This window comes from Bradyrhizobium sp. USDA 4472 (genome assembly GCF_054058595.1).
The window spans coordinates 6,679,907-6,698,453 of sequence record NZ_JBSSAM010000001.1; the positions used below are offsets into that span (position 1 = coordinate 6,679,907).

The following is an 18,547-nucleotide window of genomic DNA, read 5'->3' on the forward strand; positions in this document are numbered from 1 at the left end:
TGTCGATGCTGTTCTCCCGCAGGCTCATGCTCGGCCTTGCCATGGCGGGCGCCCTCGCCTTTCCGGCCCTCGCCGGCGAAGGCCCGACCGAGATCGAGCTGTTCTTCCCCGTGCCGGTCGACGGCAAGCTCGCCCGCGACATGAGCACGTTGATCAAAGAGTTCAACGACGGTCACCCCGACATCAAGGCGACCGCCGTCTACACCGGCTCCTACGACGATACGCTGATCAAGACGCGCGCCTCGATCAAGGCCGGCAAGCCGCCGGCCGCGGTGATCATGTCGGCGAACTTCCTGCTCGACATGCAGATCGAGAACGAGCTCACCAATCTCGACAGCCTGATCGCCGCCGACGGCAGCAGCAAGGGCCAGTTCCTCGGCCAGTTCTTCCCTGCGCTGAGCGGCAACGCGGTGATCAACCGCTCGGTCTATGGCGTCCCGTTCCAGAATTCGACGCCGCTGCTCTACATCAATGCCGACAAGGCCAAGGAAGCCGGCCTCGATCCGAGCAAGCCGCCGCAGACCTGGGCCGAGCTCACCGACTGGGCCAAGAAGCTCACCAAACGCGACGGCGACAAGGTGACCCAATGGGGCATCGCGATCCCCTGCGCCTATGACTATTGCGGCTGGATGATGGAAACGCTCACTATGAGCAATGGCGGACGGTACTACAACGAGGAGTTCGGCGGCGAGGTCTATTACGACACACCCTCGATGCTGGGCGCGCTGACCTGGTGGAGCGATCTCGTCAGCAAATACAAGGTCCACCCGCCCGGCGCCACGCCGGGACCTGCCGTCAGCACCTCCTTCATCGCGGGCAATGCCGCGATGATGATGCTGTCGACGGGCTCACTGACCTATGTGCGCGAGAACGCCAAGTTCAACTATAAGGTCGCCTTCATCCCGCGCAACGTCCGAAACGCAGTGCCGATCGGCGGCGCCTCACTGATCATTCCGGCAGGCGTCGAAGCCGACAAGCAGAAGGCCGCCTGGACCCTGATCAAGTGGATGACCTCGCCCGAAAAGAGCGCCTGGTGGAGCCGCGCCACCGGCTATTTCGCGCCCAACATGGCCGCCTACAAGACGCCTGACATGGTCGACTTCCTCAACAAGAACCCCGACGCCAAGACCGCTGTCGAGCAGCTCGACGTCGCAAAACCGTGGTTTGCGACCTACAAGACCGTCCCGGTGCGCAAAAACCTGGAGGACGAGGTGATGCTGGTCCTCAACGGCAAGAAGCAGCCGAAGGAGGCCCTGGTCGCCGCCCAGAAGGCAGCGGATGAGACGCTCAAGCCTTACAACGCCGAGACGTCGCTGAAGCTGCCGTAAGGCCGAATGCAACGGCAATCGAACATCGGCGCTCCGTTCTGCGGGGCGCCGAATTCGGTTTGGACGGTTCCACCATTAACCCCCCGTCCACCATCCCGCCCGGCCCGCCGCCGGTAACCACGAGAATTAACAGACCCTCAACGGACAGCCGACAAGTCTAACGACCTTTCTGGAGATTCCGTCGTGGATTTGCTGGTTTTCGAGTTCCTGGGTCTGGCATTGGTGGCCATGTGCGTGCTCGTGGTGGCACTCCCCTGCGCCCGCAAGTCCTCTCAGCGCATCCGCTACGAATAGGATTTCCGTCGGAAACGGCGATTCCGGTCCAAATGCAAGGCTCGAATTCGCTTAGAGCCCCTTGACATCACAGCGCTTTCGGCAGAACGGCTGATACCAAGTGTCATGGGCCGTTCATGGATTTGATTACCACCACCGCTGACCTCGCGGCTGCCTGCAGCCGGCTGGCCAAGCACCCCGTCATAACAGTCGATACCGAGTTCCTGCGCGAGACCACCTACTACCCGCTGCTGTGCGTGGTGCAGATGGCCAGCCCCGAGGAAGCGATCGTCATCGACACGCTGGCCGAGGGCATCGACCTCAAGCCGTTCTTCGAGCTGATGGCCAATGAGGGCGTACTGAAGGTGTTTCACGCCGCGCGCCAGGACATCGAGATCATCTGGCACCAGGCCAACATCATCCCGCATCCGGTGTTCGACACCCAGGTCGCGGCCATGGTGCTCGGCTATGGCGACAGCATCGCCTATGACGCGCTGGTCGAAAAAGTCACCGGCCATCGCCCCGACAAGACCCACCGCTTCACCGACTGGTCGCGCCGGCCGCTGACCAAGGAGCAGATGCACTACGCCGTCTCGGACGTCACGCACCTGCGCGACGTGTTCGCAGCGCTCGACGCCGACCTCAGGAAGCGCCGCCGCAGCGAATGGGTCTCCATCGAGATGGAGGTTCTGACCTCGCCCAAGACCTACGACTTCCACCCCGAGCGGGCCTGGGAACGGCTGAAGACCCGGGTGCGCAAGCCGAAGGACCTCGCGGTGCTGATGGAAGTCGCCGCCTGGCGCGAGCAGGAAGCGCAAAGCCGGGACGTGCCGCGTGGCCGAGTGCTGCGCGATGAGGCCGTCAGCGATATCGCGACCCACGCGCCGAACACGATCGAGAAGCTCGCCCATCTGCGCTCGGTGCCGAAGGGCTTTGAGAAATCCAAATGGGGCGCGGACATCGTTGCGGCGGTCCAGCGCGGGCTGGCGCGAGATTTGTCGACGCTGCCCAAGCTGGAGAAGCCACGCAGCAACAACAACGGCGCGGCGATCGTCGAGCTGTTGAAGGTGCTGCTGCGCATGACCGCCGAGCGCCATGCCGTCGCCAGCAAGGTGATCGCCACCGTCGACGACCTCGAGGAGATCGCGGCCGACGACGAAGCCGACGTCCCCGCGTTGCGCGGCTGGCGCCGCGAGCTGTTCGGCGATGCCGCGCTGAAGCTCAAGCGCGGCGAGCTGGCGCTCGCGATCGAGAAGGGCCGCGTGATCGGGGTTCAGCGCGCGTAAGCGTCCGCAACCGGAGTCTTTCCGAGTGGCAGGCTGGATTGCTTCGTCGCGAGGGCTCCTCGCGACGACGAGGAGAGAACGAGCCCCTACGCCTGCGGCAGCTTCGCCACTTCCGGCTTCATGTCATCGAGCACGCCAGTGATCGCCGCCACGAGTTCATCGATCTGCGCCTTGGTGCTAATCAGCGGCGGGCAGATGGCGATGGCGTCGAGCATGTTGCGAGCGATCACACCGCGTTCCTGCAGCACGCGGCTCGCCATGCCGCCGACGGCGCCGGGCGTGGCGGCAGCGGTCTTGCGGCCCTTGTCGAGCACGAGCTCGAGCGCTGCGATCATGCCGACGCCCCGGACCTCGCCGACCAGCGGATGGCTCGTGAGCTCGCGCAAGCGGCCCTGCATATAGGCGCCGAGCTCGGCCGCATGCACGACCAGACCGCGCTCCTCGATGATCTTGAGATTTTCCAGCGCGATCGCCGAGCCGACCGGATGGCCGCCCGCTGTGAAGCCGTGGCCTAACACGCCGATCTTGTTGCTCTCGTCGGCGATCGGCTCGAACATGCGATCGTTCATGATGATCGCCGACAGCGGGAAGTAGCTCGACGTGATCTGCTTGGAGACCACGATCACATCGGGCTTGATGCCGTAGGTTTCGCAGCCGAACATCTTGCCGGTACGGCCGAAACCGCAGATCACCTCGTCGGCGATCAGCAGGATGTCGTACTTGCTCAGCACTTTCTGGATCTTGTCCCAATAGGTCGCCGGCGGCACGATGACGCCGCCCGCGCCCATCACCGGCTCGCCGAAGAAGGCCGCGATGGTTTCAGGTCCTTCCGTCTGGATCAGGGTGTCGAGCTCTTCGGCGCGGCGCGTCGCAAAAGCTTCCTCGCTCTCGCCGGGCGCACCGTCCTTGTAGAAATGCGGCGAGCCCGTGTGCAGGATGTTCGGCAGCGGCAGGTCGAACGAGCGGTGATTGTTGGGCAGGCCCGTGAGGCTGGCAGATGCAATGGTGACGCCGTGATAGGCGCGCATACGGCTGATGATCTTCTTGCGCTGAGGCTGACCCAGCGAATTCGACCGATAGGCGATCAGCTTCAGAACGGTGTCGTTCGCCTCCGAGCCTGAATTGGTGAAGAACACCTTGCTCATCTGCACCGGCGCGAGCGACACCAGCTTCTCGGCGAGGTCGATCGAGGGGCCGTGCGATTTGGCCGAGAACGTGTGATAGAACGGCAGCGCCTGCATCTGCTTGTGCGCGGCCTCGACCAACCGCTTCTCGTTGAAGCCGAGCCCGACACTCCACAGGCCTGCCATCGCCTCGAAATAGCGCTTGCCCGACGCGTCGAACACGTATGGCCCCTCACCGCGCTCGATCACCAGCGGACCGGCCTGCTGATGGGCGCGCGCATTGGTATAGGCGTGGAGCTGATAGGCCACATCCCGGGCTTCTTGCGAATTCGGCAGCATGGACATTTGCGGGATCCCTTACGTCATCACCTGGCCGGCGCGGCCGGCATCGTTCGCCTGATTTGTCGGGTTACTTGGCTATTGCGATGTGCCGAAACTTGCAACGCCAATTCGTCGGCAGCAAGCGCGCGGCAGCGATGCACAACGCCGCATATGACACAGCGCTCAGGCCGGCCCGTCGCTATTCCCGTCCGCTTCGGCTGCGGCTTCCCTCACCTCGACCAGCGCCATGGACAGCAGATAGACGGTCGTGGGCAGACCAACCCGGCGCGCCCTCTCGACGGCACGCGAGAGGTCGCTCGCCAGCTCCTTGAGCTCGTCCTTCTGAGACAATGTCCCACCCCATCCATCCGCCGATCGCGTCTGCCTAAACCGCGACGGCACCGCTGGTCCTGATCAGTTCGGCGCTGGACTGGAGTGTAGCAAAGTTGGCGATGACATTCACCACCGACTGTTTGTAGGCGGCCGCCTCGCCCGTGCCCGGCTCCCGGCAGGCCACGGCATCGGTGATCACCTGATAGCGGTGGCTGCGATGAAACCCCTCGACGACGGTGGCCAGGATAGTCTCGTCGAGGGAAAAGCCGGTCAGCACGCAGCGCACATTGCGGACATTGGACATATGATCGGCGAAGCGCGAGGAGCTGTAAGCCGATGGCAACGCGTGCTCGAACGTCATCTCGCCGGGCCGAGGCTTGGCTTCCGCAATCCAATCGGTCAGCCTGGATGACGGATTGAACCACGCCGCCTCCGCGATGCGTTTCAAATGCATCACTGGCCAGAGATTGCTCCGCCACAACGCCAGCAACGCCAGGCAGCGCATGATTGCGGCGTCGCCGTCGAGAATGACGTGGCGGCGCCCCGGGATCAGATATTCCACCTGGAGGTCCGCGAAGACCAGGACCAGCGGATTGTCGTGAGAGACCAGCATTGTCTTGCGCAGACCTGCATCAGTTTCGGCGATCGGCGAGAGCGAGGTCCCGCAGGGGCGACGTCACTGCCCGCCCCGCCGAGGCGTCGAGCACGCCCGGACGGTCCCAGTCGCCCTCGGGGCGGATGATCACATAGGGATCGCTGTCCAGCGTGATGGCGTCCGGCCCCGGCTCGATCTCCAGCAGCATCTCCGTGTAGGAGAAATCCGAGAAAGTGATCTTACGGTTGTGGCCGAGCGGCTTGGCGCCGAAATGGGCCCAGAAATCCACCAGCCGGTCCTGCGCCTGGCCGTAGATCTTGCGGAACCCCTTGCGCTTCACATAGTCGACGCTGGCCTGCACCAGTTTGAACGAGATGCGCGAGCGGCGATATCGGTGCCGCACCGCGAGCCGCTCCACCTTGGCGAAATCGCCGAAGAACCTTACCCGCAGACAACCGGCCGGCTCGTTGCCGATGTAGCCGATGAAATGCGCGGCGACCATGTCGTTGCCATCGAACTCCTCCTCGAACGGACAATCCTGCTCGGCGAGATAGACCGCGGAGCGAATGGCCGTGACCAGCATGAGGTCGGTGGGATCGCGCGCAAGGCGGATGGTGATGGCGCGGGAGTCGGGCTTGACGAGGGGAATCCTAGTGCCGTGCATCTGCGAAACTCCTTGCTTGAAAAACTGCCCCCGGTGTGCGGATCGGCCGCCGATGCCAAGGGCGCTCGTACCGCCAGAGGTCGGGCTGGAAGCTCGAAATGGGTTCGAATCCGGTCGCCCTCATGAGCTCGCGTCCGGCCACGGTTGACGGCTGCGCATAGCAATCCGCCTCGCGGAATCTTACCTCACGCAGATGCGCCGCAGCCCTGCCAAGGCCGGCGATGCCGCGCCCCGTCGCTGCGATCGCCCAGATGTAAATCGCTGCGACGTCGTCATTCGCGGAGGCGAGATAGCGTCTCTCGGGTGCTGTCAGGCAGATATCGTCGAGCAACAATGCATCGTGCCCGCGGTCATTGAGAAACAGGAATGCCATGCCGCCGAGCAGATTGCCCTTCCGAGTGAATGTCAGGATGCTCTGGGGATCGAAAGCAAAATATTTCGCAAGATCGACCGCGCCGATCTGCACGCCCGGCACCAGCCGGTGCGCCATCTCCGCGAGCGCGGCGATTTCCCCCGACTGCGCGCAACGGACATCGACGTCTGGACTCAGAGGCAAGGAGTCGAAATCATGCCTCGCGGTCAACGAGCCCCTTTCCATAGCCAAGCCATCCCTCTATCGTTCAGGCGGTTCTACGCGCTGCTATGGGGACGAGCTTAGCGGCTGGAGATCAGGAGTATGCAGCAACTATTGCACCGGGGTGCTGCAATGATGCAGCACCATGAAGACGCGCTAAATGCGTCCTGGGACGATTTGAAACTGTTTTTAGCCTGCGCGAAATTTAAAAGTTTCCGAAACGCCGCCGAAGAGCTCGGGCTGACCTCTACCACATTGATGCGCAGGATGGACCGGCTCGAAGAGAGCATCGGTTGCAAGCTTTTCCTGCGCGACCAGAGCGGGCTCACGCTCAGCGACGAAGGCACCGCGATGATCGCCGACGTCGCGCTTATGGAGCACCACGCTTTTAATGTCTTTCGCCGCGCATCGCGTTCGTCCGACGACACCTCGGGCACGGTGCGCGTCGCGGTGACGGAGGGCCCCGGCAACTTCTGGATCCTGCCGCGGCTGATCGATTTCCAGAAAACCTATCGCAAGATCACCGTCGACCTGCGCTGTGCAATGGAGCAAGCCGATGTCGCGCGACTGGAGTCGGACATTGCGATCCAGCTCGAGCCGCCGATCAATCCCGACCTCATCGTCGCCAAGCTCGGCCGTCTTCACATCTATCCCTTCGTCGCCAGGAGCTATGCAGATCTCTACGGCGTGCCGGCGACGCTCGCCGAATTGCCCAACCATCGCATCGTCAAGCAGAACGCGCCACAGGTCGACGACGGCGCTTATGCCCGCATCCTCGGATTGACCCTGGAAGGGATCGTCGGGATCAAGACCAACTCTTCCGTCGGCGTGCTCTATGCGGTCGAGCGCGGTGCCGGCATCGGCTTCCTGCCGACGGCGTCGATCGCGCTCGGTGCACCGCTCGTCGCCGTCGACCTCGGCGTCAGCCATCATGCCGACCTCTGGCTGACCTATCACAAGGAGTTCCGCGCCTCCGAGCGGCATAAGATCGTGGTTGACTGGCTGAAGAAGATTTTCGATCCCAAAACCTATCCCTGCTTCCGGGACGAATTCATTCATCCGAACGCATTGGTGCCGATGATGACGGCCGCACGCGAGGGCTTTGGATTGTCTGGATACGTTGCGGCGACGCCAACGTGAGTGGAAGGGAGCGGTCCCTTCACCACCGATATTCGAAGCCGACGGTGCCCTGGTGCGAGGTCAGCTCGTTGCGAAACTTACCGTCATAATTGACATACAGCCGCGCGGTGTTGGTCAGGCTAAGCGACGCCGAGGCGCCGGCGTCCATGCCGTAACGGCTCTCGCCGATGCCGGGAACGATGATGTTCTGGGTCCCGAGGCTGACCTGCACCGAGCCGAGATCCTGGTAAAAATTGTCCACGAACTTGCCGTAGGCGGAGAGGTCGAGGATTTTTCGGTCGAAGATAAAGTAACGCCCGACCTCGGCGCCGAACATGACACGCGCGCGCGAGATCGCGCTCGCGCCGACGTTGAGTGGATCAAGCCCTCCGGCCTCCTGGAATGCCGCACTGGTGGCGCGCACATATTCGAGCGCACCCTTGGGCACGATGCGCATCTGATCCTTGGTCCAGTAGTAGTTGATCTCGGTGAGCGCACCGTCGACCGCGGCGTGATAGCCCGCGACGGCAAGGCCGAAGCCGGTATCGCGGCCGGAATGCACCTTGCCGAAACCGTGCACCAACGCGAAGGCCCAGGTCCATGGTCCCTTGTCGATCGAACCGTTGAAACCGATCTGCGTCAGGTCGAGTGTCGCCGACTGAAGCGCGAGCGGCACGTCGATGTCGGTGTGGCTCTGGTCGACGGAGAAGCCCAGATTGATGCCTGGCGCGACCCTCGCACCGAAGCCGGCGACGCCGCCGAACGTGGTGCGCTTGTCACCGACGAAATCACCCTGCGGATCAGTGCGGACCGAAATGCCGTAACCCTCGTACCAGGTGCGGTAGCGCGGATCGTCTGCAGCTTCCGACGCACCACCGCCGCCAGGATTGGTGCGCGAAGCCCGGTTGATGCCGCTCGAGGCCTGGTTGCCCAGCCGTTCGAGAAAATTCGAACCCAGATTGAGCGTGGTATTGCCGGCCGACTGGTTGGCATTGGTCGATGTCGGGGTCGGGATCGGCGACGGCGACGGTGAAGGCGACGGTGTCGGGGTGGGCGTCGGCGTGGGTGTCGGAGAGGAAGTCGGCGTCGGGGTCTGCGCGAATGCCGCCGTCGCTGGTATCATGCCGACGACGCCGAGTGTCATGGCGATCGCCGTCACGATCCGGCGGACACGGTCCAGCCCGATCGTCTGCCGTGTCCCTTGGGGCTGCTCAGTGCAGCACATGACGACTATTCCCGAAGCAAAATGGCGGCCCGCAAAAATGCAACAGATACGGCGAGCAGGTGCGACGATTTGTGCTGAACTGCCACGAGGGGTCAACCGATCCTCGTGCTTTGCCGGGGTGATTCCTCAAGATGTGGTTCCGCTGCCACAGGTCGCAAATTGCAGCGGGATGTCTCCAGTGCGGTCTTGAAGTTTGCGCGCGGCTTGCTAGCGCGCGATTTTCGTGTTGGAATACCTTACACAATCGGAATTGGCCGCTCGGCTGTGCGTTTCGCGACGATGAGACTCGAACAGACTTCCGGAAGCCCGTTTGTGACGTGGCACGCGAAAAGCGGCCGCGTCTTTTTAGTATCTAGCGGAGGAGACTAACGATGCCACAAAAGGGCACCGTCAAATGGTTCAACCCGACCAAGGGTTACGGGTTCATCAAGCCGAACGGCAGCGACAAGGACGTGTTCGTCCACATCTCGGCCGTCGAGCGTGCCGGACTCTCGACCCTGAATGAGAACCAGGTGGTTGAATACGACCTCGTGGAGAACCGCGGCAAATCGTCCGCGGAGAACCTCAAGGTCTCCTGATTTCTCTCAAAGCCACGCGCGAGAGATCATGACGTTGCCCCCGGCTCTGCCGGGGGATTTTGCTTCTGGCCAACGAAAGGGCACCGCGGTTCAGTGCACCGCCGGCGCAATCAGGAAATTCTCCGACGCCGCGCTGCCCGCCGTCCTGCAGACATCGCCCTCGATCTTGACCTTGCCGGTCGCAAGCAGGCTCAGCGCCGCGGGATAGATGCGATGCTCGATTTCCAGAATGCGCTCGGACAGCGTTTCAGCCGTGTCGTGATCGCTGACGGGGACCGCGCCCTGCATCACGATCGGACCCGCATCGGTCTCGGGAATCACGAAGTGCACCGTCGCGCCTGATAATTTGACGCCGGCGCGCAAGGCCTGGCCGTGCGGATCGAGACCCGGAAAAGACGGCAACAGCGAAGGATGGATGTTGAGCATCCGCCCATACCAGGCCTTGGTGAACTCGGCGGTGAACAGGCGCATGAAACCACCGAGGCAAATCAGCTCGATGCCGTGCTGATCCAGCGCCGCCTGCAGCACCGCCTCGAAGCCGGCGCGATCCTTGCCGAACGGCTTGCTCTCGATCACCAGCGTTTTCGTGCCGGCCGCCTTGGCCTGTTCGAGGCCGAGCGCATTGGCCTTGTTCGAGATGACGAGGGAGATCTCCGCCGGAAAATCCGCAGCAGCCGCGGCCTTGATCAGCGCGGCCATGTTGGAACCGCGGCCGGAGATCAGAATGGCGACGCGGCGCTTCATCACAGCGCCATATCGAGATGGCCGTTATAGACGACGCGGTGCTCGCCCTCGGCCGGGATCACGGTGCCGAGCTGCGCCACGGTCTCACCGGCATCAGTGAAGACCCGCACCACCTCGTCGACCTTGTCAGGCTCGACGATCGCGATCATGCCGATGCCGCAGTTGAAGGTACGCAGCATTTCGAGTTCGGCGATCCCGGCTTGTGCCGCCAGCCATTTGAACACCGGCAGCACCGGCAGGCGCGCCAGATCGATGCCGACACCGAGATGACCAGGCAGTACGCGCGGAATGTTGTCGATGAAGCCGCCGCCGGTGATATGGGCGAGGCCCTTCACCGCACCGGTCTCGCGGATCGCGCGCAGGCAGGACTTGACGTAGAGCCGCGTCGGCGTCAGCAGCGCGCCGCCGAGCGTCATGACAGGTGCGAACGGCGCCTGCGCCTCGAAACCGAGCCCGGACTGTTCCACGATCTTGCGCACCAGCGAGAAGCCGTTGGAGTGGACACCCGACGAGGCCAGACCGATCACGGCATCGCCCGCCGCAATGTCCTTGCGCGGCAGCAGCGTGCCGCGCTCGGCGGCACCGACGGCAAAGCCGCCGAGGTCGTAGTCCCCGTCCTTGTAGAGGCCAGGCATTTCGGCGGTCTCGCCGCCGATCAGGGCACAGCCGGATTCCCGACACCCCTCGGCGACGCCGGCGACGATCGCAGCCGTCGCCTCCGGGTCGAGCTTGCCGCAGGCGAAATAGTCGAGGAAGAACAGCGGCTCGGCGCCCTGCACCACGAGGTCGTTGACGCTCATGGCGACAAGGTCGATGCCGATCCCGCCGTGCAAGCCCGTTTCGATGGCAATCTTGACCTTGGTGCCGACGCCGTCGGTGGCGGCGACCAGGACGGGGTCCTTGAAGCCGGCCGCCTTGAGGTCGAACAGGCCGCCGAATCCACCGATCTCGGCATCGGCGCCCGGCCGTGCAGTGGCACGCACCATCGGCTTGATCAGGTCGACGAGGCGATTGCCCGCGTCGATATCAACGCCTGAATCGGCGTAAGTGAGGCCGTTTTTGCGGTCGGTCATGCCCGATTTCCAGTGGGTTTGCGGCTGGTTACGTCGAATTCCGGGGACGCGCAATGGCAAGCGTGGCGCCCCGCCCTATACTATGTAGAGATATCAACCGGTTCAGCCTCTAAGAGGCCGATTCGAGGACAGGTCGGGTGCCGGGAAGCGCCGTGTGAGTATTCCGAACATCATTACCCTGGGCCGCATCATGCTGGTCCCGATCATCGTCTGGGCCATCGTGTCGAGCCAAATGGAGGTGGCGTTCGCCGTCTTCCTGATCGCAGGGATCAGCGACGCCGTGGACGGTTTCCTGGCCAAGCGCTTCAACATGGCGAGCGAGCTCGGTGCCCTGCTCGATCCCCTCGCCGACAAGGCGCTGCTGGTGTCGATCTACCTGTCGCTGGGGATCCGGGGCGACATCCCGCGCTGGATCGTGATCCTGGTGGTCTCCCGCGACATCATGATCGTCACGGCCGTGATCGTATCCTGGCTGTTCGACAAGCCGGTCGAGATGCGGCCGTCGAAAGTATCCAAGCTAAACACAGCCGCACAGGTCTCCTACGCGGCCTTGGTACTGGCTGCGCTTGCCTTCGGCTTCGGACCGGCGCCCTATGACGTGATCCTGATGGGCTTCGTCACGCTGTTCACGCTCTCTTCGGTGTCGCTCTATCTCGTCGAGTGGCTGCGGCACATGAGTACGATCGAGGCCAAATGAGACGGCAGGCGGCCCCGCAAAAGGCCAACTCCCGATCGAATAAGTCGAATGTTGCAGACAACGCCGGCACGCCGGCACGGAGCAAAGCAAGCGTGGCAGGCCGCGTTCAACCCCGACAATTGGCGTTCTCGCTTCCGCATGCGGAAAGCCTCAGCCGGGACAATTTTCTCGAAGGTCCCGCTAACGCCGCCGCCGTCGCTCTGATCGACGGCTGGCCGGAATGGCCAAACCGGACCATGTGGCTCGCCGGTCCCGAAGGTGCAGGCAAGAGCCATCTGGCCACGATCTGGGCCGAGCTATCAGGTGCCCGCTCGACCACGGCCAGCGCGCTGAGCGCCCCAGCCGTCCCCGGAGCGCTCGCGACCGGCGCGCTGGTGGTCGAGGATCTGAAAGCCGGTGATTTTGACGAACGCGCCCTCTTCCATCTGATGAATCTCGCCCGCGAGGATGGCGCTTATGTGCTGTTCACCGGGCGCGAGACGCCGGCGGCGATAGCGGTCGAGCTCCGCGACCTGCGCTCCCGCTTTCGGACGATTCCGGTGATTTCGCTGCGGTCGCCGGACGACCAGCTGTTCCGCGGCCTGATCGTCAAATTCTGCGCCGATCGCCAGCTCAGCGTGGACGAAAGCGTCGTCAGTTACCTCGCCACCCGGCTGGAGCGATCCTCGGCCGCCGCCCGGCGCGCCGTGGAGCTGCTCGATGGCGAGGCGCTGCGGCTGGGCCGGCCCGTCACCCGGGCGCTCGCTGCCGAGCTGCTCCGCGACGGCTGACCGCAAGGGCGCGTCTTAGGCCTCCTCTTGGTCTCCTCTCGGACCCGCTTGGCCCCCCCCCCTTTGGGCCCGCTTGACGCGGCGCGGCGGCGGAACATCAATGTCATCGAAACGTCATCGCACTAACACATGCTCCGGCCGGATTTGCGCACAAGTCGCAATGTGGGGCGAACGAGATGGACCGACTTCTTATGGATTCCGCGCAAGCTGTTGAAACGAAAGAGAAAGCCACGGAGGCCGAGCGCCTGCCGGCGATCGCCTCGAGCCCTGAGCGATTCATCAACCGCGAGCTGTCCTGGCTGCATTTCAACCGCCGCGTTCTCGAGGAGTCGGTCAATCCCAGCCACCCTATGCTGGAGCGGGTGCGATTCCTGTCGATTTCGGCGAATAACCTCGACGAGTTTTTCATGGTCCGCGTCGCCGGTATCAAGGCGCAGGTCCGCGAGGGCATTGCCGAGCGTGCCCCGGACGGCCTGACTCCGTCCGAGCAACTCGCGCTGATCAACCGCACGGTCTCGCAACTTGCCAGCGATCAGCAGGCGATCTGGCGCGACCTGCGCGGCACGCTGGCCGATGTCGGCATCGTGCTGGTCGACGGCAAGGAGGTCAGCAAGGCCGAGCGGACCTGGCTCGAGGACTATTTCCTCAACAACGTCTTCCCGCTGCTGACGCCATTGGCGATCGATCCGGCCCACCCCTTCCCATTCATCCCGAGCCTCGGCTTCACCATCGCGCTCCAGCTCACCCGCGAGGCCGACGGCAAGCAGATGAACGCGCTGATCCGCATGCCCGGCAAGATCGACCGCTTCATCCGCCTGCCGGCCGAAGGCAAGGTCCGCCTGATCTCGCTGGAGCAGGCCACCGGACTGTTCATCAACCGTCTGTTCCCCGGCTACAGCCTCCACGGCCAGGGCGCCTTCCGCATCATCCGCGACTCCGAGCTCGAAATCGAGGAAGAGGCCGAAGACCTCGTCCGCCTGTTCGAGACCGCGCTGAAGCGCCGCCGCCGTGGATCGGTGATCCGCCTCGAGATCGACGCCAAGATGCCGGAGGAGCTGCGCAACTTCGTCCAGCACGCGTTGTCGGCGGCCGACGACGAGGTGTTCCTGGTCGACGGCGTGCTCGCCATGAACGAACTTTCGCAGCTGACGCGTCTCGACCGGCCCGACCTCGAATTCACCCCTTACGTGCCGCGCCACCCCGAGCGCGTGCGCGAGCATGGCGGCGACATCTTCGCTGCCATCAGGCAGAAGGATCTGATCGTCCATCACCCGTACGAGTCGTTCGACGTGGTGGTGCAGTTCCTGCAGCAGGCCGCCCGCGATCCTGATGTGGTCGCGATCAAGCAGACGCTCTACCGCACCTCCAACAATTCGCCGATCGTGCGCACGCTCGCGGAGGCTGCCGAAGCCGGCAAATCCGTCACCGCGCTGATCGAGCTGAAGGCGCGCTTCGACGAAGAGGCCAACATCCGATGGGCGCGCGATCTCGAACGCGCCGGCGTGCAGGTCGTCTACGGCTTCCTCGAGCTGAAGACGCACGCCAAGCTCTCGATGGTGGTACGCCGCGAGGGCGGCAGCCTCACCACTTACGTCCACACCGGCACCGGCAATTATCATCCGGTCACCGCACGCATTTATACGGATCTCTCCTACTTCACCTCGGAGCCGACCATCGGCCGCGACGCCGCGCGCGTGTTTAACTTCATCACGGGCTACGCCGCGCCGAGCGATCTGGAAAAGATGGCGGTGTCGCCGCTGACCTTGCGCAAGCGCATCATCGAGCACATCCAGGGCGAGACCGAGCACGCGCGTCACGGCAAGCCCGGCGCGGTCTGGATGAAGATGAATGCGCTTGTCGACCCCGACATCATCGACGCGCTCTACGAGGCCTCCCAGGCCGGCGTCCAGGTCGAGCTTGTGGTGCGCGGCATCTGCTGCCTCAGACCCGGTATCCCCGGCCTGTCGGAAAACATCCGCGTCAAATCGATCATCGGACGCTTCCTGGAACACGGCCGAATCTACTGCTTCGGCATGGGCCAGGGCCTGCCGAGTGCGAAAGCGGCTGTGTATATCTCGTCGGCCGACATGATGCCGCGCAACCTCGACCGCCGCGTCGAGGTGCTGTGTCCGCTGCAAAATCCCACGGTGCACCAGCAGGTTCTCGAACAGATCATGGTCGCGAACCTGAAGGACAATGAGCAGAGCTGGCAATTGTTGCCGGACGGGTCCTCAACGCGTATGAAGGCCGCGAAGGGCGAGGAGCCTTTCAACGTGCACAACTACTTCATGACAAATCCGAGTCTGTCTGGCCGTGGAAAGTCGCTCAAGGAATCTTCGCCGCGTCGTCTCACGCGCCGCAACGAACGCCATCCGTCCTGACCGGAGAACTTTACCTTGAAACGGCCGCGCAAGCGTGGCGCCAGCGTCGCGGTCATCGACATCGGCTCCAATTCGGTTCGTCTCGTCGTCTACGAGGCGCTGGCGCGGAGCCTGATTCCGATCTTCAACGAGAAGACGCTGTGCGGCCTCGGGCGCGAGGTGCAGAGCACGGGCCTGCTTGCGCCCGACGCCGTCGACAAGGCGCTGACTTCGCTCAAGCGCTTCCGCGCCCTGTGCCGCGTGATGCAGGTCGGCCGCGTGTTCGCGATTGCGACCGCGGCCTGCCGCGACGCCTCCAACGGCCCCGACTTCATCGCGAAAGCCGAGCGCATCTGCGCCGTGAAGATCGAGATCCTGTCGGGACCGCGCGAAGCAAAGCTGTCGGCGCTCGGCGTGGTGTCGGGCATTCATCGCCCCGACGGCATCGTCGGCGATCTCGGCGGTGGTTCACTCGAACTGATCGACGTGCGCGGCAATGGCGTGCGCAGTGGCGTGACGCTGCCGCTCGGTGGCCTCGCACTCCAGGACCTCGCGCATAAATCGCTCAAGCGCGCCGACCGCATCGTGCGCGAGGCGATCGACGAGGTACCTCTGCTCACCGCCGGCCGCGGCCGCACTTTCTACGCCGTCGGCGGCACCTGGCGCGCGCTTGCACGCATTCACATCATCCAGAGTGGCTATCCGCTCCAGGTGATGCACGGCTATTCGATCCCCGCGCCCGAAGCGCTCGATTTTGCCCGTCGGCTGCGACGCCTCGCCGCCGTCGACATGCTCGCCGACATCGAGGTCGTTGCGGATGCGCGGCGCCCTCTCCTCACCTACGCAGCGCTCGTGCTCGAGCACATTATCCGCGTGGCGCAGCCGAAGACCATTGTGTTCTCGACCTTCGGCGTCCGCGAGGGCCTGCTGCACGAGAAGCTGCCGGAGACCGAGCGCAACAAGGACGGCTTGATCTGCGCGGCCGAGGAGCTGAACCAGCTGCTGTCGCGCTCGGCGAAGCACGCCCGTGAGCTGATGGCCTGGACCGATCGCCTCGCGCGCGTCGTGAAGCTGCGCGAGACCGAGGAGGATCGCCGCCTTCGCCACACCGCCTGCCTGCTGTCCGATATCGGCTGGCGCGTCCACCCCGACCATCGCGGCGAGCAGACGCTCAGCCTCGTGGTCAACGCCAATTTCGGCGCGATCGACCACCGCGAGCGCGCCTTCGTCGGACTGTCGGTGTTCTACCGTTACGCCGGGCTCAGCGAAGAGAACCAGCCGCCGCTGACCATGCAGGAGCTGCTGACGCCGGCCCTGCTCGAACGCGCGCGCATGTTAGGTGCGGCATTCCGTGTGGCCCATCTGATCTCGGCGGCGCGTCCGGGCGTACTGCCCGCCACGCATTTCAGGAGCCGGGGACGCAATCTGATGTTGGTGTTCGAGCACAGGCTCGGCGACCTCGTCGCCGACCGCGTCGGCAGCCGCTTCAAGCAGCTCGCGCGCTTGATCGGGCGATCGGGCTCCATCGTGCGGCGCTAGGGCATGATCCGGAAAAGTGTGAAGCGGTCTTCCCTACCGAGAAACGCGGAACGCGTTTGCGCGGAGATCATGCTCAAACCTTAAGCCTTATTCAGCGGCTTTTGCGTGCTCGACCGCGGCCGCGCTCAGGCTGCGACGGCGCCAGATCGAACCGACCAGCAGCACGAGGCCGACACCGAGTGCCGCAACAACGTACTCGGCGCCATCGCCACCATGGGCGAATTGCGGCGGAATCCACAGGTTGCCGAGCGCCTTGTCCAGCAAGGCGCCGAGCCGCCCGTCAAAGACCGAATGCAGCTTCGGCTCGATGCCGGGATCGGTCGCGATCACCTCGCCCGCGATCCAGCCGAGCAGCGCTGCACCGGCCCAGACCAGGATCGGCAGTTTCGCAAGCAGCGCCATGATCAGCGCCGCGCCGGCGACGATCAAAGGTACGCTGATCGCGAGGCCAAGGATCAACAACGGAACGCTGCCATTGGCGGCTGCGGCAACGGCGATGACGTTGTCGAGACTCATGATGATGTCGGCGACCACGACGATCTGGACGGCTTGCCAGAGGTGCGCAGCAGACGCGACGTCCTCGTCCTCGTTTTCCGGCACGAGCAGCTTGGCCGCGATCACGACGAGTGCAAGGCCACCGACCAGCTTGAGGTATGGCAGCTCCATCAGGCTCGCGACGATGCCGGTGAACACGATGCGCAGCAGCACCGCCGCGCCTGCGCCGAAGATCATGCCCCACAATCGCTGCCGCGGCTTCAAACCGCGACATGCGAGCGCGATCACGAGCGCGTTGTCGCCGGACAACAGGATGTTGATCCAGATGATTTTCGAGAGATTCACCCAGAATTGCGGGTGCCTCATCTCGGTTCCGAACTCGGCAAGCAGGGTACCGCTGATTGCAGGATCGAACGAATTCGTCAACGAGATCACTCCGGCGTTCGCGCGGGCTGCGCGGCGCCTCGGTTAGCGCAAATCAACGCGGTCGTTGGAGTGACGTTTTGTCGCGAAATCGGCGAAACCAGCGACGGATGATCCGGCGCTTCCAGTCCGCGCCGGCTATTCGGCAGTTCGAGGCGATGGGCTCTGCGCGTGCATTCCCGCGAGCTTGCGCCGCCGCCAGGCAGTTCCCACGATCAGCACGGCAAGGGCGCCGAGTACGGAGGCCGCGATGTCGAGCAGATCGCCATCCAGGTTGAACCGTGAGGCGCCGAGAACTGCGATCGTGCCCTCGATGCTGATGTGGCCGTCGAGCAGGCTATGCAGCGGCGCCTGGTCGATGGGGTCGCTCGCCATCACGTCGCCGGCGATCCAGCCAAGCAGCATGGCACCGAGCCAGATCAGAACCGGATAACGATCGAGAATCATCATGATCAGCGCAGCTCCGGCGATGATCATGGGAATCGAAATGGCAAGGCCGAGGATGAGCAACGACAATTGGCCGTTCGCGGCCGCTGCGACGGCAATCACATTGTCGAGGCTCATGATGATGTCGGCGATCACGACGATGCGGATCGCGTGCCACAGCGTCGTGCCGGCCTGGACATCGTCATTTTCGTCTTCCGGCACCAGAAGCTTTGCGGCAATCAGGAGCAAGGCGACGCCGCCGACCAGCTTGAGGTAAGGCAGCGACATCAGGGTCGCCACGATGCCGGTAAAGGCGATCAGCAAGACGACCGCTATACCGGCTCCAATCACCATGCCCCACAGCCGGTGACGGCCATGCAAGCCGCGGCACGCCATCGCGATGACAAGCGCGTTGTCACCGGACAACAACACGTTGATCCAGATGATTTTGCCGACGGCGAACCAGAACGAGGGCCGTTGCAGGTCCGCCTGGAACTGGCCGATGAACGCCCCAACAGTGTCGGGGTCGAAGACCTGAAGTACGCTCACCTCGCCCCCCGTCCGGTTTGTTCAGCCTAGCCGCCCCCGGCTAGGCGCGCC

General features: G+C 63.8%; 18 protein-coding genes. 8 read left to right on the forward strand and 10 right to left on the reverse strand.

Annotated features, from left to right (window positions below; all coding sequences use genetic code 11):
• Window positions 1-5: 5 nt before the first annotated feature.
• Complete coding sequence (locus ACVWZ4_RS31490; protein WP_456741863.1) at window positions 6-1,328, forward strand: ABC transporter substrate-binding protein; 1,323 nt, start codon at window positions 6-8, stop codon at window positions 1,326-1,328.
• 410 nt (window positions 1,329-1,738) lie between these two features.
• Window positions 1,739-2,887 carry a ribonuclease D gene (gene rnd / locus ACVWZ4_RS31495; RefSeq protein WP_456734950.1) on the forward strand — a complete coding sequence of 383 codons (1,149 nt, stop codon included), beginning with the start codon at window positions 1,739-1,741 and terminating at the stop codon, window positions 2,885-2,887.
• An 86-nt stretch (window positions 2,888-2,973) separates the two neighbouring features.
• Here the strand turns inward: rnd and ACVWZ4_RS31500 are convergent, their stop codons facing one another.
• The 5 genes from ACVWZ4_RS31500 to ACVWZ4_RS31520 all read right to left on the reverse strand — a co-directional run bounded on the left by ACVWZ4_RS31500 (window position 2,974) and on the right by ACVWZ4_RS31520 (window position 6,522).
• Window positions 2,974-4,356: an aspartate aminotransferase family protein gene (locus ACVWZ4_RS31500; protein WP_456703271.1), complete on the reverse strand. Its 1,383-nt coding sequence runs from the start codon at window positions 4,354-4,356 to the stop codon at window positions 2,974-2,976.
• A gap of 159 nt (window positions 4,357-4,515) precedes the next feature.
• Window positions 4,516-4,683: a hypothetical protein gene (locus ACVWZ4_RS31505; RefSeq protein WP_456703270.1), complete on the reverse strand. Its 168-nt coding sequence runs from the start codon at window positions 4,681-4,683 to the stop codon at window positions 4,516-4,518.
• A gap of 34 nt (window positions 4,684-4,717) precedes the next feature.
• Complete coding sequence (locus tag ACVWZ4_RS31510; protein WP_456741864.1) at window positions 4,718-5,278, reverse strand: cysteine hydrolase family protein; 561 nt, start codon at window positions 5,276-5,278, stop codon at window positions 4,718-4,720.
• 19 nt (window positions 5,279-5,297) lie between these two features.
• Window positions 5,298-5,924, reverse strand: a complete 627-nt coding sequence (locus tag ACVWZ4_RS31515) for a GNAT family N-acetyltransferase (protein ID WP_456741865.1) — start codon at window positions 5,922-5,924, stop codon at window positions 5,298-5,300.
• Entirely contained in the window at window positions 5,911-6,522 is a 612-nt protein-coding gene (locus ACVWZ4_RS31520; RefSeq protein WP_456705265.1) for a hypothetical protein, read from the reverse strand. Before ACVWZ4_RS31520 ends, ACVWZ4_RS31515 begins: the two co-directional genes overlap by 14 nt.
• A gap of 78 nt (window positions 6,523-6,600) precedes the next feature.
• On the opposite strand from ACVWZ4_RS31520, the gene ACVWZ4_RS31525 reads away from it, so the two are divergent.
• Window positions 6,601-7,638 (forward strand): LysR family transcriptional regulator, encoded by a 1,038-nt coding sequence (locus ACVWZ4_RS31525; protein ID WP_456703267.1) that lies wholly within the window; start codon window positions 6,601-6,603, stop codon window positions 7,636-7,638.
• Window positions 7,639-7,657: 19 nt separating this feature from the next.
• Here the strand turns inward: ACVWZ4_RS31525 and ACVWZ4_RS31530 are convergent, their stop codons facing one another.
• Window positions 7,658-8,842, reverse strand: coding sequence for an autotransporter outer membrane beta-barrel domain-containing protein (locus tag ACVWZ4_RS31530; protein ID WP_456741866.1), 1,185 nt, complete (start codon window positions 8,840-8,842; stop codon window positions 7,658-7,660).
• Window positions 8,843-9,213: 371 nt separating this feature from the next.
• Between ACVWZ4_RS31530 and ACVWZ4_RS31535 the strand changes: the two genes are divergently transcribed.
• Window positions 9,214-9,420: a cold-shock protein gene (locus ACVWZ4_RS31535; protein ID WP_008129967.1), complete on the forward strand. Its 207-nt coding sequence runs from the start codon at window positions 9,214-9,216 to the stop codon at window positions 9,418-9,420.
• Between the two features lie 90 nt (window positions 9,421-9,510).
• On the opposite strand, the gene purN is transcribed toward ACVWZ4_RS31535, so the two are convergent.
• Both purN and purM read right to left on the reverse strand, forming a co-directional pair.
• Entirely contained in the window at window positions 9,511-10,164 is a 654-nt protein-coding gene (gene purN / locus ACVWZ4_RS31540; RefSeq protein WP_456741867.1) for a phosphoribosylglycinamide formyltransferase, read from the reverse strand.
• Window positions 10,164-11,237: a phosphoribosylformylglycinamidine cyclo-ligase gene (gene purM, locus ACVWZ4_RS31545; protein WP_456741868.1), complete on the reverse strand. Its 1,074-nt coding sequence runs from the start codon at window positions 11,235-11,237 to the stop codon at window positions 10,164-10,166. The genes purN and purM overlap by 1 nt, the downstream gene beginning before the upstream one ends.
• 154 nt (window positions 11,238-11,391) lie before the next feature.
• Here purM and ACVWZ4_RS31550 point away from each other — a divergent pair, with 154 nt between their 5' ends.
• The 4 genes from ACVWZ4_RS31550 to ppx all read left to right on the forward strand — a co-directional run bounded on the left by ACVWZ4_RS31550 (window position 11,392) and on the right by ppx (window position 16,603).
• A complete protein-coding gene (locus ACVWZ4_RS31550) occupies window positions 11,392-11,934 on the forward strand; it encodes a CDP-alcohol phosphatidyltransferase family protein (protein ID WP_456703263.1) in 543 nt (180 codons plus the stop codon).
• A 92-nt stretch (window positions 11,935-12,026) separates the two neighbouring features.
• The gene (locus ACVWZ4_RS31555; protein WP_456703262.1) at window positions 12,027-12,704 is read left to right on the forward strand and encodes a chromosomal replication initiator DnaA; all 678 of its coding nucleotides are present in this window, start codon (window positions 12,027-12,029) and stop codon (window positions 12,702-12,704) included.
• Window positions 12,705-12,895: 191 nt separating this feature from the next.
• Window positions 12,896-15,085, forward strand: coding sequence for an RNA degradosome polyphosphate kinase (locus ACVWZ4_RS31560; protein WP_456742292.1), 2,190 nt, complete (start codon window positions 12,896-12,898; stop codon window positions 15,083-15,085).
• A gap of 15 nt (window positions 15,086-15,100) precedes the next feature.
• Window positions 15,101-16,603 carry an exopolyphosphatase gene (gene ppx / locus ACVWZ4_RS31565; protein WP_456734946.1) on the forward strand — a complete coding sequence of 501 codons (1,503 nt, stop codon included), beginning with the start codon at window positions 15,101-15,103 and terminating at the stop codon, window positions 16,601-16,603.
• Window positions 16,604-16,690: 87 nt separating this feature from the next.
• Here the strand turns inward: ppx and ACVWZ4_RS31570 are convergent, their stop codons facing one another.
• Both ACVWZ4_RS31570 and ACVWZ4_RS31575 read right to left on the reverse strand, forming a co-directional pair.
• Window positions 16,691-17,464 carry a TerC family protein gene (locus tag ACVWZ4_RS31570; RefSeq protein WP_456742293.1) on the reverse strand — a complete coding sequence of 258 codons (774 nt, stop codon included), beginning with the start codon at window positions 17,462-17,464 and terminating at the stop codon, window positions 16,691-16,693.
• A 195-nt stretch (window positions 17,465-17,659) separates the two neighbouring features.
• The gene (locus ACVWZ4_RS31575) at window positions 17,660-18,496 is read right to left on the reverse strand and encodes a TerC family protein (RefSeq protein ID WP_456703260.1); all 837 of its coding nucleotides are present in this window, start codon (window positions 18,494-18,496) and stop codon (window positions 17,660-17,662) included.
• Between the last annotated feature and the right edge of the window lie 51 nt (window positions 18,497-18,547).

Bases quoted from the DNA above. Each gene is read 5' to 3' on its own strand.
- ACVWZ4_RS31490 (WP_456741863.1), top strand. From the start codon at position 6: ATGCTGTTCTCCCGCAGGCTCATGCTCGGCCTTGCCATGGCGGGCGCC.
- ACVWZ4_RS31510 (WP_456741864.1), bottom strand. From the start codon at position 5,278: ATGCTGGTCTCTCACGACAATCCGCTGGTCCTGGTCTTCGCGGACCTC.
- ACVWZ4_RS31530 (WP_456741866.1), bottom strand. From the start codon at position 8,842: ATGTGCTGCACTGAGCAGCCCCAAGGGACACGGCAGACGATCGGGCTG.
- ACVWZ4_RS31500 (WP_456703271.1), bottom strand. From the start codon at position 4,356: ATGTCCATGCTGCCGAATTCGCAAGAAGCCCGGGATGTGGCCTATCAG.
- ACVWZ4_RS31570 (WP_456742293.1), bottom strand. From the start codon at position 17,464: ATGAGGCACCCGCAATTCTGGGTGAATCTCTCGAAAATCATCTGGATC.
- ACVWZ4_RS31560 (WP_456742292.1), top strand. From the start codon at position 12,896: ATGGATTCCGCGCAAGCTGTTGAAACGAAAGAGAAAGCCACGGAGGCC.
- ACVWZ4_RS31515 (WP_456741865.1), bottom strand. From the start codon at position 5,924: ATGCACGGCACTAGGATTCCCCTCGTCAAGCCCGACTCCCGCGCCATC.
- purN (WP_456741867.1), bottom strand. From the start codon at position 10,164: ATGAAGCGCCGCGTCGCCATTCTGATCTCCGGCCGCGGTTCCAACATG.
- ACVWZ4_RS31520 (WP_456705265.1), bottom strand. From the start codon at position 6,522: ATGGAAAGGGGCTCGTTGACCGCGAGGCATGATTTCGACTCCTTGCCT.
- ACVWZ4_RS31535 (WP_008129967.1), top strand. From the start codon at position 9,214: ATGCCACAAAAGGGCACCGTCAAATGGTTCAACCCGACCAAGGGTTAC.
- rnd (WP_456734950.1), top strand. From the start codon at position 1,739: ATGGATTTGATTACCACCACCGCTGACCTCGCGGCTGCCTGCAGCCGG.
- ACVWZ4_RS31525 (WP_456703267.1), top strand. From the start codon at position 6,601: ATGCAGCAACTATTGCACCGGGGTGCTGCAATGATGCAGCACCATGAA.
- purM (WP_456741868.1), bottom strand. From the start codon at position 11,237: ATGACCGACCGCAAAAACGGCCTCACTTACGCCGATTCAGGCGTTGAT.